Below are 16,007 nucleotides of genomic sequence, written 5' to 3' on the forward strand. Positions count from 1 at the left end.
ATCTTTTAAAGGCACAAAAAAACGCCCCGCTCTCAATGAGGACGGGGCGTTTTTTATGCAGCCGAATCAAGCGTAGCTTTCGGTCTCGCTGCTGGCTTCAACCAGTTCCAGAGCAACGTTGTTCTGCGAGTTGATCTTGCGATACAGCGCAGCGTCGGTTTCCAGAACCTTTTCCCGGGCCGGGAAGATTTCGGCCAGTTTGGTGGCCCATTCGCCCTTGGCTTTGCTCGGGAAGCATTTTTCGATCAGCTCAAGCATGATCGAAACGGTCACCGAGGCACCAGGCGAAGCGCCGAGCAGTGCCGCCAGGGAACCGTCCTTGGCCGCGACCAGTTCGGTACCGAATTGCAGGATGCCGCCTTTTTTCGGGTCTTTCTTGATGATCTGCACCCGTTGGCCGGCGACTTCCAGGCGCCAGTCTTCGGCTTTCGCTTGCGGGTAGAAGCGACGCAGGGATTCCAGGCGCTGCTCCATCGATTGCATCACTTCGCTGACCAGGTACTTGGTCAGGTCCATGTTGTTTTTCGCCACGGACAGCATCGGACCGATGTTGCCGGCGCGAACCGACATCGGCAGGTCCATGAAGGAACCGTGCTTGAGGAACTTGGTGGTGAAACCGGCGTACGGTCCGAACAGCAGGGATTTCTTGCCGTCGACCACACGGGTGTCCAGGTGCGGCACGGACATCGGTGGCGAGCCTACGGCAGCCTGGCTGTAGACCTTGGCCTGGTGGTGCTTGACCACTTCCGGGTTGTCGCAGCGCAGCCATTGGCCACTGATCGGGAAACCGCCGAAGCCTTTGCTCTCTTCGATGCCCGAAGCCTGCAGCAATGGCAATGCCGCCCCGCCAGCACCGAGGAAGACGAACTTGGCATCGACTTCACGGCTGTTACCGCTGTTGACGTCCTTGATGCTGACAGTCCAGCCGCCGTTGCTGCGTTTGAGGCCGGTCACGCGCTTGCAGTACTTGACCTGGGCATCGGGGGCGCTGGTCAGGTGCTTGAGCAACTGATTGGTCAGGGCGCCGAAGTTGACGTCGGTGCCATTGATCACGCGGGTCGCGGCGAGGGTTTCGCCAGGATCGCGGCCAGGCATCATCAGAGGCATCCACTCGGCCATTTTGGCCTTGTCTTCGGTGTATTCCATGTCGGCGAAGGCGTGGTGCTTGCTCAGCACCTTGAAGCGTTCCTTGAGGAAGGACACGCCGCTGTCGCCCTGCACGAAACTCAGGTGTGGCACCGGGCTGATAAACGATTTGCACGAGCCGAACGTGCCTTTTTTGGTCAGGTACGACCAGAACTGCTTCGACACCTCGAACTGGGTGTTGATGTGCACGGCTTTCTTTATGTCGACGGCGCCATCGGCTGCCTGCGGCGTGTAGTTGAGCTCACACAGCCCGGCGTGACCGGTACCGGCGTTGTTCCACGGGTTGGAACTCTCCGCGGCACCGGAATCCATCAGCTCGACGACTTCCAGCTTGATCGCGGGGTCGAGCTCTTTGAGCAGTACTGCAAGGGTGGCACTCATGATGCCGGCCCCAACCAGTACTACGTCGACTGCTTCGTTATGCGCCATTTAACGCGTCTCCAAAATCTGCAGCACCAAATTGTCGGCATGGCTGCCAGGAGTGACGGGGCGTGTCAGTGTTGCCCCAGGTACCCATGGCAGGATCGCCATGTCCGAATCTTCGCAATTTATCGCAACTTCGACGGACGCTACCTGCCGTGCCTATGAGCCATATGAACTCATTTCAGCGCGCGGGAGGCAATTCGACTTATGGTCGATACATCCGTTTGTGCAACCAAATCCGTAGCGGACAGGCTTCAGGCTCCGGTGTTCGAGGAATACTCGGTCCTGTGTCGTTGGGCTGTTGTAGACGCTAATGGTGCATGTTCAGACGCAAAACTATTCATTTGCTCGCCACACTCTTGTGAAGTTGTGAAAACCCGTTTTTTTCACGCTCTTTTGAAGACGTGAACCTCAAAAAGGGCTGTCCCAGCCTGGCACCGTGCCCGGATGAAATTGCCGCCATGGGATGCAAGGCAGGCAAAACGGGCAGACAACTCAGTGACCGAGCGTAATGACAGCTCTGCAGATTCGCGAAAAGTGGAGGTTTTGCTCAACAAAACAGCAAGCGCGCCAGCTTCACTCGATCTGTGTGGGCGGCTCTCTGTGGGCGGTGCGGGGTGTCAATACAAGCGCATTGACGATGCTGCGAGGCCCGATCAGGAGACGTCCTTATAATCGGGGGGAGATTGTATCTAAGAAACGCAGGGAAATGGTCGTGTTTAATGACTTTTATTAGGTGTTTGGTCAGGTCGTCATCAGTTGCTGTGCTCGCGAGCGTGGCTGTTGCTGCTGCGAAACGACCCGGGCGCCGGTAGGCAACGGTTGATTCAGCCAGTTCAGGCGGATCTCTTCGATTTCAACCCAGCCATCGCCCATGGGCTGGAGGCTGCACTGCTTGAAGGCCTGGCAGTGGCCGTTGTGGTCGAGCAGGGCGAAGCAGCGATGCAGTGGGCGTGGCGCGAACAGAGAGATCAGATGGCGCATGGTGAAGTACCGTGTGGGCGACTACTGACAAGATAGCCTGTAGGCGATTACATGCAAGTGTATGAGTGGTGACATCTGTGTGACAGGAACCGCATTGCCTGGGGGGTTGTCAGAGATTTCATCAAACACTGTGAGGTGCTGGTTCCCTGCAGTGGCGCACCGCTATACTGCCGGCCTGTTTGTGCCTGATTCTGGAGAGAAGAGCATGTTGCAACGCCTGTTGTTCGGTTTGATCACTGTGACCAGTTTGACCCTGGTTGGCTGCGCCCACAGCCCGCAACAACTGAGCCCGGAACCCAAGCTGACCGCCCAGTTGGCCCCGGTCGGCCATGGCCAGCCTGTCGTGGTGCGCGTAGTGGACGGTCGTCCGTCACCGACGCTGGGTACCCGTGGCGGCCTGTATCCGGAGACCAGCGCGATCACCGTGCAGGGCGCGCAGATCCTGCCGAAGCTGCAGGCCCAGGCTGAAGCCGCCGTGCGTCTGTTGGGCTTTACCCCGACGAACAATGCCATGAATGCACCGCAACTGACCGTGACCCTGGCGGAATTGAAGTACCAGTCGCCCAAGGAAGGCATGTACGTGACCGAAGCCACCATCGGCGCGACGTTCCGCTCCGATGTACAGAACGCCAACCGTCGCTACAGCGGCCGTTATGGTTCGTCCCTGGACCAGCGCTTCGGTATGGCGCCGAACCAGGAAACCAACACCAAGCTGGTCAGCGATGTGCTGAGCGATGCGTTGACCCGCCTGTTCAAGGACCCGACCGTGGGTCAGATTCTCGGCGAGTAATGCGAGCCCCTGTAGGAGCGAGCCTGCTCGCGATGGTCGTTAACGATTACGCGGGGAATCTGATACCCCGCGGCGTCTTCAAGTCCATCGCGAGCAGGCTCGCTCCCACAGGAGATCGGGGGTGTCAGGCCGCTTGAGAGTAAAAATCCAGCACACTCACACCCGTCAGCAAATCCGTTTCCGGCAAATCCGCATGTTGATGCCCGCCCAGGGCGCAATACACCAGCCAATGGCGATCCTGAACGTTGAAAGCGAGGCTGCCGACGAGGGCTTGCTGTTCGTCGCTGGGGCTGATGAGGTAAAGACGATCCTGGTTTTCGGCGTGGAGCATGACGTAGTCCCTGTCGGTTTCGAGGCGCGCATGGTCGCCGATACAGATGACGAAGCCGTGACGCAGGACAGCCATTGATCAATTACTTCGTTATTTGTCGGAAACAGAGGGCAGGCGCGCAGGCTTTCGGTAGAATCCGCGCCGCGGTCGCCGGTCCGGCACCTGCCACCTGTTTGACTTGAGGTTTGTGATGTCGCTGCACTTGATGACGCTGTTTACCGCCCATCCCGCCAAATTGATCAATCTGCTGGCCTTGCTCTTTGCCTTCCCGGGCGGCTGGCTGCTGCACGCCACCCGTCGCCGCGAACTGCGCGCGATGGCCAGTTTGCAGGTGCAGCGGCAGAGCAGCTCCAATGTAGAGCCCGCGCTGGACTGGGCGACCTTGCGCAAGAACCGGTTTTTCTACATCTTCGGTTTTGCCTGCATGGGGATGGCGCTGCTGGTGTCGTGGGTCAGCACTCAGGTCTGAACCTTTTCAAAGTAAAAGATCGCAGCCTTCGGCAGCTCCTACGGGTGTACATCAATCCTGTGTAGGAGCTGCCGAAGGCTGCGATCTTTTGATCTTGATCTAAAAAGAACGGCACCCAAAGGCGCCGTTCTCGTATCCAGTCGAAACCGCTTACAGCGGCAACCCTGCCTTCACCCGGTACTGATTGCGCACCGGCGTCGCATATTGCAGCACCAGGAACGGACGATGCTCTTCAGGGCAGGCGTCCAGGCGGCGTTGCCATTCTTCCTGGGCCTTGGCCAGTTCCTCGGCCGGGAACACTTCGGCGGCTTTTGGCACCTGCAACTGCGTATCGGCGTCTTTCCACTGTGCGTACGCCAGGTAGTGCACCGGGAACAAGCGATAGCCGCTGAGGATTTGCTTGTCCATCTCGACCGCCAACTGCTTGGTGTCTTCGAACCGTTCGCTGATCGGCGCGGCAAAGTTCACATGCACCCGACCCTTGTAGCCGGTGATGCCCTTGGCAATGCTTACGTCATCCTCGCCGGGCACCTTGGTGTAGCTGCCGGTGGTGGCGCGGATGTAAAGCTCGCGGGCCTTGGCCTGATCGCAGGGGTCGTATTCGTAGCTGATCGACACCGGGGTCAGGTTCAGCGACTGGATGACCTCGCCGAACGGCTCGTCCTTGCGGCTCATGTGGAACATCTTGAGGATCGCCGATTCGGTACGGTCGTCACCGTCCTTGGCGCGGCCCTCGGCCTGGGCAATCCAGATCGAGGCGCAATCGTTGCGGATCGAATGGTTGATGTACGCCGACAGCAATTGATAGGCCGCCATTTTCTCCCGGCGACCGCTGATCGAGCGGTGCACGATGAAGCTCTTGTTCAGGCGCATCAGGTCGCTGACGAAAGGCTTTTGCAGCAGGTTGTCGCCAATGGCGATGCGCGGGGTCGGCAGGCCGGCGTGGTACACGGCATAGTTGACGAAGGCCGGGTCCATCACGATATCGCGGTGGTTGGCGATAAACAGGTAGGCATTGCCGGACTTGAATTGCTCCACCCCGGTATAAGTGACACCGTCGGTGGCGCGCTCGATGGTGTGGTCGACGTAAACCTCGACTTTGTCCTGTAACGTGGCCACGGAGGTAATGCCGGCAAACTCACGGCGCAACCGATGGGCTATAAGAGGTTTGAGTGCCCAGCCTAAAGCGCCGGCGAAACGCGGGAAGCGGAAGTGGGTGAGGATATCTAGAAACGCCTTGTCGCCGAGCAGTCGTGCCAGCACTGCCGGGACTTCACTGTCGTCGTAAGGTCGGATGGCATCGAATTCGCCCATCATGCTCTCTTGTTAGAAACGGCTAGGGTAAGTAAAGGTTCTGATCGAAAACCGGCGGGGCACGGTCTGAAAAAGTAGCCAGACAAAAATAGCCCTGCAAATAGACCGGCGATTATACGCACAAGTCACCTGGGAGACCGCGATGCTGGAAACTGCGCAATATGAATGTCCGTATTGTGGTGAGGAAGTCGAGACCACCCTGGATCTGTCCGGCGGGGATCAGACGTATATTGAAGACTGTCAGGTGTGCTGCCGGCCGATAACCTTCGTGTTGCAGGTTCATGAAGAGGAATGGCATCTCGAAGTGTTCAGTGAAAACGACTGAGGGGCATGTATGCAACGCATCTACGATCCGGAGAACCTGATGGAAGGCGAATTGCTGCAAGGCATGCTCGCCAGTGAGGGCATCGAGGCGTATCTGGTGGGCCGTGATTTGCTCGGCGGCTCCGGGGAGTTGCCGATCTATGGCCTGCTCGGGTTGTCGGTCGAGAACGATCAGGCCGAATACGCCCGCGAGCTGATCACCGCGTACAATGCCGCGCTGCCGCTGTCCGGCGATGAACCGGACAGCTTTCCCGGCACGCTGGTCTGTTAGGCTGGCGTTCGTTTGATCAAGAGCCGTATTGCCCCATGTGTGGACGTTATGCCCTGTTTCGCTGGAACCCCGCCTTCGCGGCGCTGCCCGGTTTTCCCGCCGACCAGCAGGCGCAGTGGAACATTTCCCCCAATGATTCGGTGTTGATGCTGCGGGCCGGGCCTGACGGCCAGCGCACGCTGGCCCGTGCCCGCTGGGGGCTGACGCCACCCTGGCTGACCGATCTGTCCCGCACCCCGGCCCATGCCCGCGCCGAAACCGTTGCCGAACAGCCAATGTTTCGCCAGGCTTTGCGCGAGCGCCGCTGCCTGTTGCCGGCCAATGGTTTCTACGAATGGCGCGGCACAACGCGCAAGCGCCCGTACTGGCTGACACCGGGGGAGGGCTCGTCATTATTTTTTGCGGCGATCTGGGAGGCGTATCCGGTGCAAGAGCAGGTTTGGCTGAGTACCGCCGTGATTACCCAACCGGCGGCAAGCCAGCGGCGGCCGTTGATTCTGGATGAGGCGGGGCAGGCCGCGTGGCTGGATCCCGAGACGCCGTTGCATGTCTTGCAAGGATTGCTGGCCAGTGAGCCTGCCGCATTGCGCGAACGGGTCCTGGCCAACATGGTGAATGATCCGAAGCTCAATGGACCGGAGTGTCTGACGCCGGGTTGATGTGTTGGCTGCGCTGACACCTTCGCTGGCAAGCCAGCTCCTACAGGGTGCTGCGGCGCAAGCAAATCCATTGTAGGAGCTGGCTTGCCAGCGAAGGGGTCCTTGAATCAAACCCTGAACTGATTGATCAACCGCCGCTGCTGCTCGGCCAGCTTGGTCAAATCCGCACTGGCCGCGCTCGACTCATCGGCGCCGCCGGCCACTTCATTGGCCACCTGGCCGATGTTGATCACGTTGCGGTTGATGTCGTCCGCCACCGCACTTTGCTCTTCGGCCGCGCTGGCGATCTGGGTGTTCATGTCGTTGATCACCGACACCGCCTGAGTGATGGTTTCCAGTGCTTCGGCGGCCTTGGCCGCGTGCTGTACGCTTTCGTCCGTACGGTTCTGGCTGTCTTCCATGACCCGCACCACATCCCGCGTGCCTTGCTGCAGTTGCTGGATCATGGTCTGGATTTCTTCGGTGGCCTTTTGCGTCTTCTGCGCCAGGTTGCGCACCTCGTCGGCCACTACCGCAAAACCTCGGCCCTGTTCACCGGCGCGGGCGGCTTCGATGGCTGCGTTCAGGGCCAGCAGGTTGGTCTGCTCGGCGATCCCGCGAATGGCGGTGAGGATGGCGTTGATGTTTTCGCTGTCCTTGGCCAGGGTTTGCACCACGCCCACGGCGCGGCCGATTTCCACGGCGAGGGCGCCAATCGAGTTCGAGGTGTCGCGCACGATCTGCATGCCCTGGCTGGCGGCCTGATCGGCATGGCTGGCGGCCTGTGCGGCCTGGGTCGCATTGCGCGCCACGTCCTGGGCGGTGGCTGTCATTTCCTGCACGGCGGTGGCCACCTGATCGATCTCGGCCATTTGTTTATGTACACCGGTGTTGGTGCGGATGGCGATGTCGGCGGTGTGTTCCGACGAATCGCTGACGCTCTGCACCGACGTCACCACCTGGGTGATCATCGCCTGCAACTTGGCCAGGAACGTGTTGAAACCTTTGGCGATGGAACCCAGTTCATCGGTGCGGTCGCTGGTCAGGCGCCGGGTCAGGTCACCTTCGCCCTGGGCGATATCGTCGAGCATGGCCACCATCTGCTTGAGCGGACGGGCGATGCCGTGGCCCACCAGCCAGATCACCAGCAAACCGATACCGGCAATCACCAGACCGACCATCGCCATGCCGAAGGTGTCGGATTTGCGCTGTGCGTTCAGGTCGGCCTGGAGTTTTTGCAGGTCGGCCATGACCGCATTGAGCGGCAGCTGCAGCATCAAGGTCCAGCGGGCGTCAGTCTGGCCGATGCCGAACGGCAGGTACAACTCGATCCGGCCTTGGGTCTTGTCGACGGAATAGGTGACTTCGCCGCGCTTGAGATTGGCCATGTTGGCGATCTGCTTGCTGTCGAGGATGTCGCTGACCTTCTCGCCGAATTTGCTCGGATCCTTGGTGTAAGCAACGATCCGGCCATTGCCGCCGATCAGGGCCATTTCCCCGGCGCCGCTGTAGAGTTTCTGGTTGGCGCCCAGGAGCATTTCCTGGATGAAGTTCACCGACAGGTCAGCGCCGACGATGCCCTGGAAGGCACCGTTGAGCATGATCGGTTCAATAAAGGAGGCCAGCATGACGATTTTGTCGCCCACCTTATAAGGCGCCGGATCGATCACGCAGGATTTTTTGGTTTCTTTTGAGCACAGGTAGTACTCGCTGGCGCGCACGCCGGTGGACAGGGTTTTCTGGTCGTCGACGTCCACCAGTTTGTCCAGGCCCAGGGTGCCATCGTCGTTGCGGAACCACCAGGGCAGGAAGCGCCCGTTGGCGGCGTCGATGCCGACTACCTGGGTGCCGACGTAGGCCGCATCGTTGTGATCCAGTGCGTCTTTCTCCCAACCGATATAGGTGCCGAGGATTTTCGGGTTCTTGGCTACGTTTTCCTTGATCAGGCCGATCAATTGCTCGCGGCTGAGGCTCAGCGCAGGCTGGCCATTGGCACCCGGTGTGCCAATCAGGGCGTTGACCCGCACCAGTGCGCCGGCAATCAGCAGCGGTGCTTCGAGTTCACGCTGGATCTGGCTGACCTGGGTTTGCGCCAGGGACGTCAGGCGTTGTTCGATGACTTGCTCGAATTGTGCCTGGGTCCGTTCCTGGACCATGTCTTGCGTCCGGGCGCCGGAAAACAGCGCGTACATCACCAGCGCTACCACGACACTAAGGACAATGGCGCCGGCAAGGGCCGCCACGGAAAACTGGATCGATTTGAATTTCATGGTGGCTCCGCACGCGAAAGGACGTCTGCCCAGGTGTATCGGCAGGGTGTCGGGCGGGCATGAGCGCGGGCAGTTGAAATGACTGTTTTCGGTTGTTGGATGTCGTAATTGAATCAATGCACGGCGGGATGGACTGCGGGTTGTCGGCGTATGTGAATTGTTTTCTACGGCGATGAGAGCTTTGTCCGAATTGTGCGTCTTACGTCCATTGTATCTGGCGTCGACACATTTCCACGCCTAGGATACGCGGCATGTTTTCAGGGAATTTTTTGATGAACAAGATTTTGGTTGTCAGTGCACTGAGCGCAGCGCTGCTGCTCACCGGTTGTCAGTCGGTCAATACCACCAGCGGCGGTGCCGTGGGCATTGAGCGCAAGCAGTACATGTTCAGCATGTTGTCCTCGCAAGAGGTCGACCAGATGTACGCCCAGTCCTATCAGAAGACAGTGGGCGAAGCGTCCAGCAAAGGTGTGCTGGACAAGACCAGCAATGAAGCCCGGCGGGTTCAGGCGATTGCCGACCGGCTGATTGCCCAGGCACCGAACTTCCGTCCGGACGCGGCCCAATGGAAGTGGGAAGTCAACCTGATCAAGAGCGATGAACTCAACGCCAACTGCGGCCCTGGCGGCAAAATCATCTTTTACACCGGCCTGATCGACAAGCTGAAACTGACCGACGATGAAATCGCCGCGATCATGGGCCATGAAATCGCCCACGCCCTGCGTGAGCACGGTCGTGAAGCGATGTCCAAGGCTTATGGCATCGAAATGGCCAAGCAGGGCGCCGGTGCCTTGTTGGGATTGGGGCAGGACACCATGGCCCTGGCCGATACCGTGGCCAACTACGGCATGACCTTGCCCAACAGTCGCGCCAATGAAAACGAAGCGGACCTGATCGGCCTGGAACTGGCGGCCCGTGCCGGCTACAACCCGAATGCCGCAATCACCCTGTGGAACAAGATGAGCAAGGTGTCGGAAGGTGCGCCACCGGAGTTCATGAGTACTCACCCGGCGTCGTCGAGTCGTATTGCGGCATTGCAGGCGGCGATTCCGAAGGTCATGCCTTTGTATGAGCAGGCCAAGAAGTCCTGATGTCTATGCGGTGAGGCCGCTACCGCCATCGCGAGCAAGCTCGCTCCCACATTGGTTTTGTGCTCGACGCCGAACCCTGTGGGAGCGAGCTTGCTCCGGGCGGCGTTCCGACGATGAACGATAACTCGGTCTATCGACCTAAACCGTCAAACCCACCCGCTACTCTGCATCGCCTTGTACACCGCGACAATCGCCAGGATGAAGAACGCCGACGCCGCCAGTCGACGGATCAGGGTCAATGGCAGTTTGTCGGCGGCAAAGTTACCCGCCAGAACCACCGGTACGTTGGCAATCAACATGCCGAGGGTGGTACCGATGATCACCAGCCACAACTCCGGATATTGCGCAGCCAGCATCACGGTAGCGATCTGAGTCTTGTCGCCGATTTCCGCCAGGAAGAACGCGATCAGCGTAGTCAGGAATGGCCCGAACTTGCGGGCGGTGCTGGCTTCGTCGTCATCCATCTTGTCCGGGACCAGGGTCCACAGTGCGGTCGCGGCGAAGCTCGCGGCGAGGATCCAGTGCAGCATCGTATCCGAGAAGAAACTGCCGACCCAGGCGCCTATCGCACCGGCTGCAGCGTGGTTGGCCAGGGTCGCGGCGACGATGCCGGCGATGATCGGCCAGGGCTTGCGGAAGCGGGCAGCGAGAATGAGCGCGAGCAGTTGCGTCTTGTCGCCGATTTCGGCCAAGGCAACGATTGCGGTAGGTACGAGTAGTGAATCCAGCATCAGGGGTTTTCCTAAGGGGCGGGTCGACACGGCTATGACACGTACAGCCTTCCCGCCCCGGGTAAGGTGTTCGTGTCATAGGTCTTGTCAAACCCTGCGATCCATCTGATGTGGATGCTTGGGTCGCATGCGCCATGATCTTTTGACCAAGTATGTTGACGCATGCCGGACGAGCGTGGCGCTCGTGGGAGACTACTCCCCTAGGACGGAGCGGATTCTGCCTAGGCAAAATCCATTCGGCAAGCCTTCTTTTTCAAAAAAAGCCTTAGCTGCGTTTGGCCCGGTAGATGCGAAAACCCTGGCCTTCTGCCTTGATCGTGCAGGTGCCCAGGTGCTCTTCGATCAGTGGCTGGTACTTCAGGAAGCTGTTCGCCACCAAGCGCAGTTCGCCACCGTTTTTCAGATGTTTGGCTGCTTTTCGCAGCAAGTTCTCAGTTGCGAAGTAATCGGTATGGACGCCGACATGGAACGGCGGATTACTGAGGATCGCATTCAAGCCCATGGGGGCGGCATCGATGCCGTCACCGGTAATCACCTCGGCTTCCAGACCATTGGCCGCCAGGGTCAGGCGACTGCTGGCAGCGGCAAAGGCATCCACATCCAGCAATGTGACCTGGTTGTGCGGGTAACGACGTTTCACCGCCGCGCCCAGAACCCCTGCGCCGCAACCGAAATCGAGCAAGTGACCGCTGGGCAGTTTGTCCAGATGCTCCAGCAGCAGCGCGCTGCCGCGATCCAGACGACCGTGGCTGAACACACCCGGCAGGCTGATGACTTTCAACGGGCCTTCGGCCAGTGGCAGTTCATAGGTCTGCGCCAGGCTTTCCAGCGGTTTGGCTTCAGGCGCGTTGGCCACGGTGACCAGCCAGAGCTGGCAGTGCCGCGCGCTGTCGAGCTTGCGTGGCTTGCCGAACGGGTTGAGTTGTTTGGCGGCACCCTCGATGCCGCTTTTTTTCTCGCCGACCAAATACAGCTCGCGGCCGGCCAGCCGCGAGGCGAGGGCGTTGAGGATGTAGTCGGTCAGGTCCTTGGCCTTGGGCAAAAACACCACGGCGGTATCGAACGCGCGCTCAGGCGCATTCACACCAAAATGGCTGCGCTCGGCAAAGCGGGCGTCCAGCGCGGCCTGATCGCCGGCGTGCCAGCACCAGCCGTGAGCGTCGGGCAGACGGCCCAGCAAATCGTCGGCGGGCAAACCGGCCAGCAGCACCGAACCCTGGAATAACTCGGCCTGACGAAGCAGTACTTCACTGCGCGGATCCATAACTGCTCCCGTGGAAAAAGTGCCGCAGTTTATCAACTGACGACCCGCAGCGCCTTACCGCTGAAGTATCCCAGTGCGTTTTCGGTCACTTGGCCAACGATTCGCTGGCGCGCTTCGCGGCTGCCCCAGGCGTTGTGCGGGGTGACGATCAGGCGCGGAATATCGTGGGCCAGCAGCGGATTGCCATTAATGGGTGGCTCGACGCTCAGCACGTCCGTGGCGGCGCCGCCCAGATGCCCGTTGCGCAGGGCGTCGGCCAGTGCCTGTTCGTCGATCAGACCACCGCGTGCGGTGTTGACCACAAATGCACCGGGCTTCATCGAGGCCAGTTCACGGGCACCGATGAAGTGGCGGGTATGTTCGTTGAGTGGGCAGTGCAAGGTCAGGGCATCGACCTGTGGCAACAGTTCATCCAACGGCAAGCGGTCCGGCCGGGCGGGGCGTCCGGGAATTTGCCCCAGCAGAACGCGCATGCCGAAGGCTTCGGCCAGCCGTGCGACTGCGCCGCCCAATTCGCCGTGGCCCAGCAGTCCAAGGGTTTTGCCTTCGAGTTCGACAATCGGGTAATCCAGCAAACAGAACTGTTTGGCCTGCTGCCAGCGGCCTGCGCCGACGGCTTTTTGATAATCGGCCAGACGCGTGGCCAGGTTGAGCAGCAGCATGATCGTGTGCTGCGCCACCGACGGTGTGCCGTAACCCTGGCAGTTGCACACGGTAATCCCGTGGGCGCGAGCGGCGGCGAGGTCGACATTGTTGGTACCGGTGGCGGTGATCAGGATCAGCTTGAGATCAGGGCTGGCGGCCATGGCGGCGGCATCGATGACAATTTTGTTGCTGATGGCAGCGGTTGCGCCCTTGAGGTGTTCGATGACTTGATCGGGCAAGGTCTGGGCGAACAGCTGCAAATCGTTGAAACAACTGCGCAGCGGATTGAGGTCAAGGTCGCCGAGGTCCAGGGACGGGTGGTCGAGGAAAACGGCGCGGCGAGTGTTCGTCATCAACTGTACCTTTTGTGCAATGAACTGAAGGCGTAATCTGCCGAGCCTACCAGATGAAATAAATCATTACGCTTGGCCTGAAGGAGCCCCCATGTACTGGACAGAGTTCTTGACCGTTGCCCTGATTCACCTGCTGGCCGTGGCCAGCCCCGGCCCGGACTTTGCCGTGGTGGTGCGTGAGAGTGTTACCCACGGTCGCCGCGCGGGCACCTGGACCGCGCTGGGTGTGGGGACGGCGATTTTCCTGCACGTGGGTTATTCGCTGTTGGGTATCGGCCTGATCGTGTCCCAGTCGATCGTGCTGTTCAATGCCTTGAAATGGGCCGCCGCCGCTTACCTGCTGTACATCGGTTACAAGGCACTGCGCGCGCAACCGGCCAAGCCTGTGGCGGACGATCTGCACAAGGAAGCCGGCGGGCGCACCGCCCGTGGTGCCTTCACCTCAGGTTTCGTCACCAACGGTCTCAACCCGAAAGCCACGCTGTTCTTCCTCTCGCTGTTCACCGTGGTCATCAATCCGCAAACGCCACTGGCCGTGCAGGCCGGTTACGGGGTTTACCTGGCGGTGGCGACGGCAACCTGGTTCTGCCTGGTGGCGATGCTGTTCAGCCAGCAGCGCGTGCGCGCCGGTTTTGCGCGCATGGGTCACTGGTTCGACCGGACCATGGGCGCGGTGCTGATTGCGATTGGCGTGAAACTCGCGTTCACCGAGATGCATTGATCAATCACACATCCCGTAGGAGCTGCCGAAGGCTGCGATCTTTTGATGTTGCTTTTTCAAGATCAAAAGATCGCAGCCTGCGGCAGCTCCTACAGTTCCTGTCATGAAAGCCTACGAGTGATGGCGCAACGCTAGCATTTACGGAGCTCTGCAAATCATTCCTTTGGCTGATTTGGCTGACGATCAAGGGCACTACAGTGCGTACTTTCAGTCACGACCGTGCAGTCAGAAAAAGGGATTCTTATGTTGCAGACTCGCGTTATCCCCCCGGCCGAAGGCGCTTACCAGTACCCGCTGTTGATCAAGCGGCTGCTGATGTCTGGTGCCCGTTATGAGAAAACCCGCGAGATCATCTACCGCGACAAGTTGCGCTACAGCTACCCGACCCTGATCGAACGGGTGGCCCGACTGGCCAACGTGCTGACAGCGGCCGGGGTCAAGCCCGGGGATGCCGTGGGTGTGATGGACTGGGACAGCCATCGTTACCTGGAATGCATGTTCGCCATCCCGATGATCGGTGCGGTGATCCATACCATCAACGTGCGCCTGTCGCCGGAACAGATCCTCTACACCATGAACCACGCCGAGGACCGCTTCGTGCTGGTCAACAGCGAGTTCGTCGGTCTCTACAAGGCCATCGAAGGGCATCTGACGACGGTCGACAAAACCCTGTTGCTGACTGACCTGCCGGAAAAAACCGCGGACCTGCCGAACCTCGTCGGCGAATACGAACAACTGCTGGCCGCGGCGAGCCCGCAGTACGACTTCGAGGATTTCGACGAAAACTCGGTCGCGACCACGTTCTATACCACCGGCACCACCGGCAACCCCAAGGGTGTGTACTTCACCCATCGGCAACTGGTGCTGCACACCATGGGCGTGTCGACCATCATGGGCGCGATCGATAGCGTGCGCCTGTTGGGCACCAACGACGTGTACATGCCGATCACCCCGATGTTCCACGTCCACGCCTGGGGCTTGCCGTATGTGGCGACCATGCTCGGGCTCAAGCAGGTGTATCCCGGCCGCTATGACCCGGAATACCTGGTGGAATTGTGGCGCAAGGAGAAGGTCACGTTCTCCCATTGCGTGCCGACCATCCTGCAGATGGTCCTCAATGCCAAGGCCGCACAGAATGTCGACTTCGGCGGCTGGAAAATCGTCATCGGCGGCAGCGCCCTGAACCGTACGTTGTACGAGGCGGCCAAAGCCAAGGGCATTCAGTTGACCGCTGCGTACGGCATGTCGGAAACCGGGCCGCTGGTGTCGTGTGCGCACCTCAACGACGAATTGATGGCCGGCACTGAAGACGAACGCACCACTTACCGGATCAAGGCCGGCGTGCCAGGGCCGCTGGTGGAGGCGGCGATCGTCGACACCGAGGGCAACTTCCTGCCCGCTGACGGCGAGACTCAGGGTGAACTGGTGCTGCGTGCACCGTGGCTCACCGAGGGTTATTTCAATGAACCCCAGAAGGGCGCCGAGCTCTGGGCCGGCGGCTGGTTGCACACTGGCGACGTGGCGACCCTGGACAGCATGGGCGTGATCGACATTCGTGACCGGATCAAGGACGTGATCAAGACCGGTGGCGAGTGGATTTCCTCCCTGGACCTCGAAGACCTGATCAGCCGTCATGCGGCGGTACGTGAAGTAGCAGTAGTGGGGATCCCCGATCCGCAGTGGGGCGAGCGGCCGTTTGCCCTGCTGGTGCTCCGTGAGGGGTACGCAATCGGAGCCCGGGAACTCAAGGAGCACCTCAAGCCGTTTGTGGAGCTGGGGCACTTGAGCAAGTGGGCGATTCCGAGCCAGATCGCCCTTGTTACTGAAATTCCCAAGACCAGCGTCGGCAAACTCGACAAGAAGCGCATTCGTGTCGACATCACCGAATGGCAAGCCACCAACAGCACCTTCCTCTCGACGCTTTAAGCGCCTCCTGGCGTGCCCGAAAGGGCACGCCAGCCCCACCAAGCAAGCGCTTGGCTTGTCAAATCGAATTTTTCAGCCATCCTTGCCGTGCCGACGGGTGTCGGACTGGCGAAAGGACTGTTCCAGAGTGGCTGGCAACTGCAAATCACACTTTAGAGGGATCAAGCACTACGACCTGCTGGCTATAGTCCGTTCAAGGATTTTTAAGAACGGAGCAACCGCACGAACCGGGGCGATGCAACTTTGGAATGACTTTGGGATGCCATGGCTCCCGGTTATCCACAGCGTTTTTAGAAGTGCTCATTGCCATAAAAAT

The 16,007-nt window shown here is 59.8% G+C and carries 16 protein-coding genes, 1 pseudogene and 1 riboswitch; of the genes and pseudogenes, 8 read left to right on the top strand and 9 right to left on the bottom strand.

All coding sequences use genetic code 11. From position 1 onward, the window contains the following. Nucleotides 1-66: 66 nt before the first annotated feature. Nucleotides 67-1,575 carry a malate dehydrogenase (quinone) gene (gene mqo / locus AC1DKH_RS15600; RefSeq protein WP_477762644.1) on the bottom strand — a complete coding sequence of 503 codons (1,509 nt, stop codon included), beginning with the start codon at nucleotides 1,573-1,575 and terminating at the stop codon, nucleotides 67-69. A 738-nt stretch (nucleotides 1,576-2,313) separates the two neighbouring features. After that, the gene (locus tag AC1DKH_RS15605; RefSeq protein ID WP_477798607.1) at nucleotides 2,314-2,553 is read right to left on the bottom strand and encodes a hypothetical protein; all 240 of its coding nucleotides are present in this window, start codon (nucleotides 2,551-2,553) and stop codon (nucleotides 2,314-2,316) included. A 205-nt stretch (nucleotides 2,554-2,758) separates the two neighbouring features. Between AC1DKH_RS15605 and AC1DKH_RS15610 the strand changes: the two genes are divergently transcribed. Next, a complete protein-coding gene (locus AC1DKH_RS15610; protein ID WP_007973847.1) occupies nucleotides 2,759-3,343 on the top strand; it encodes a YajG family lipoprotein in 585 nt (194 codons plus the stop codon). Between the two features lie 124 nt (nucleotides 3,344-3,467). Here AC1DKH_RS15610 and AC1DKH_RS15615 read toward each other — a convergent pair whose 3' ends face one another. Beyond that, the gene (locus AC1DKH_RS15615; protein ID WP_085613384.1) at nucleotides 3,468-3,674 is read right to left on the bottom strand and encodes a hypothetical protein; all 207 of its coding nucleotides are present in this window, start codon (nucleotides 3,672-3,674) and stop codon (nucleotides 3,468-3,470) included. Between the two features lie 190 nt (nucleotides 3,675-3,864). Here AC1DKH_RS15615 and AC1DKH_RS15620 point away from each other — a divergent pair, with 190 nt between their 5' ends. Beyond that, entirely contained in the window at nucleotides 3,865-4,143 is a 279-nt protein-coding gene (locus AC1DKH_RS15620) for a hypothetical protein (protein ID WP_477755326.1), read from the top strand. 150 nt (nucleotides 4,144-4,293) lie between these two features. On the opposite strand, the gene AC1DKH_RS15625 is transcribed toward AC1DKH_RS15620, so the two are convergent. Next, nucleotides 4,294-5,460 carry a 1-acyl-sn-glycerol-3-phosphate acyltransferase gene (locus AC1DKH_RS15625; RefSeq protein WP_477798608.1) on the bottom strand — a complete coding sequence of 389 codons (1,167 nt, stop codon included), beginning with the start codon at nucleotides 5,458-5,460 and terminating at the stop codon, nucleotides 4,294-4,296. 139 nt (nucleotides 5,461-5,599) lie between these two features. Here AC1DKH_RS15625 and AC1DKH_RS15630 point away from each other — a divergent pair, with 139 nt between their 5' ends. From AC1DKH_RS15630 to AC1DKH_RS15640, 3 genes are read left to right on the top strand one after another with little or no spacing between them, the layout of a single operon-like run. Then, nucleotides 5,600-5,782: a CPXCG motif-containing cysteine-rich protein gene (locus tag AC1DKH_RS15630; RefSeq protein WP_218426687.1), complete on the top strand. Its 183-nt coding sequence runs from the start codon at nucleotides 5,600-5,602 to the stop codon at nucleotides 5,780-5,782. Nucleotides 5,783-5,791: 9 nt separating this feature from the next. After that, entirely contained in the window at nucleotides 5,792-6,052 is a 261-nt protein-coding gene (locus AC1DKH_RS15635) for a putative signal transducing protein (RefSeq protein ID WP_477755328.1), read from the top strand. A 35-nt stretch (nucleotides 6,053-6,087) separates the two neighbouring features. Continuing rightward, on the top strand, nucleotides 6,088-6,711 hold the full coding sequence (locus tag AC1DKH_RS15640) for an SOS response-associated peptidase (RefSeq protein WP_108214888.1): 624 nt from the start codon (nucleotides 6,088-6,090) through the stop codon (nucleotides 6,709-6,711). A gap of 107 nt (nucleotides 6,712-6,818) precedes the next feature. Here AC1DKH_RS15640 and AC1DKH_RS15645 read toward each other — a convergent pair whose 3' ends face one another. Beyond that, complete coding sequence (locus AC1DKH_RS15645) at nucleotides 6,819-7,661, bottom strand: methyl-accepting chemotaxis protein (RefSeq protein WP_405046320.1); 843 nt, start codon at nucleotides 7,659-7,661, stop codon at nucleotides 6,819-6,821. Nucleotides 7,662-7,673: 12 nt separating this feature from the next. Next, nucleotides 7,674-8,960, bottom strand: a pseudogene (locus AC1DKH_RS15650) (methyl-accepting chemotaxis protein); the annotation flags it as partial. Nucleotides 8,961-9,232: 272 nt separating this feature from the next. Here AC1DKH_RS15650 and AC1DKH_RS15655 point away from each other — a divergent pair. Then, entirely contained in the window at nucleotides 9,233-10,051 is an 819-nt protein-coding gene (locus AC1DKH_RS15655; RefSeq protein WP_477798609.1) for a M48 family metallopeptidase, read from the top strand. 146 nt (nucleotides 10,052-10,197) lie between these two features. On the opposite strand, the gene AC1DKH_RS15660 is transcribed toward AC1DKH_RS15655, so the two are convergent. From AC1DKH_RS15660 to AC1DKH_RS15670, 3 genes are all read right to left on the bottom strand, one after another. Next, complete coding sequence (locus AC1DKH_RS15660) at nucleotides 10,198-10,782, bottom strand: TMEM165/GDT1 family protein (RefSeq protein ID WP_223461170.1); 585 nt, start codon at nucleotides 10,780-10,782, stop codon at nucleotides 10,198-10,200. Nucleotides 10,783-10,871: 89 nt separating this feature from the next. After that, nucleotides 10,872-10,996, bottom strand: a riboswitch (yybP-ykoY riboswitch). 51 nt (nucleotides 10,997-11,047) lie between these two features. Next, entirely contained in the window at nucleotides 11,048-12,046 is a 999-nt protein-coding gene (locus AC1DKH_RS15665; protein ID WP_477798610.1) for a methyltransferase, read from the bottom strand. 32 nt (nucleotides 12,047-12,078) lie between these two features. Further along, a complete protein-coding gene (locus AC1DKH_RS15670; RefSeq protein WP_477798611.1) occupies nucleotides 12,079-13,044 on the bottom strand; it encodes a 2-hydroxyacid dehydrogenase in 966 nt (321 codons plus the stop codon). A gap of 91 nt (nucleotides 13,045-13,135) precedes the next feature. Between AC1DKH_RS15670 and AC1DKH_RS15675 the strand changes: the two genes are divergently transcribed. Together AC1DKH_RS15675 and AC1DKH_RS15680 are read left to right on the top strand one after the other, a co-directional pair. Beyond that, nucleotides 13,136-13,765 (top strand): LysE family translocator, encoded by a 630-nt coding sequence (locus tag AC1DKH_RS15675; RefSeq protein WP_477798612.1) that lies wholly within the window; start codon nucleotides 13,136-13,138, stop codon nucleotides 13,763-13,765. 243 nt (nucleotides 13,766-14,008) lie between these two features. Next, on the top strand, nucleotides 14,009-15,691 hold the full coding sequence (locus AC1DKH_RS15680; protein WP_477756220.1) for a fatty acid--CoA ligase: 1,683 nt from the start codon (nucleotides 14,009-14,011) through the stop codon (nucleotides 15,689-15,691). Nucleotides 15,692-16,007 lie beyond the last annotated feature (316 nt).

This window comes from Pseudomonas sp. 05L36, from assembly GCF_056398125.1.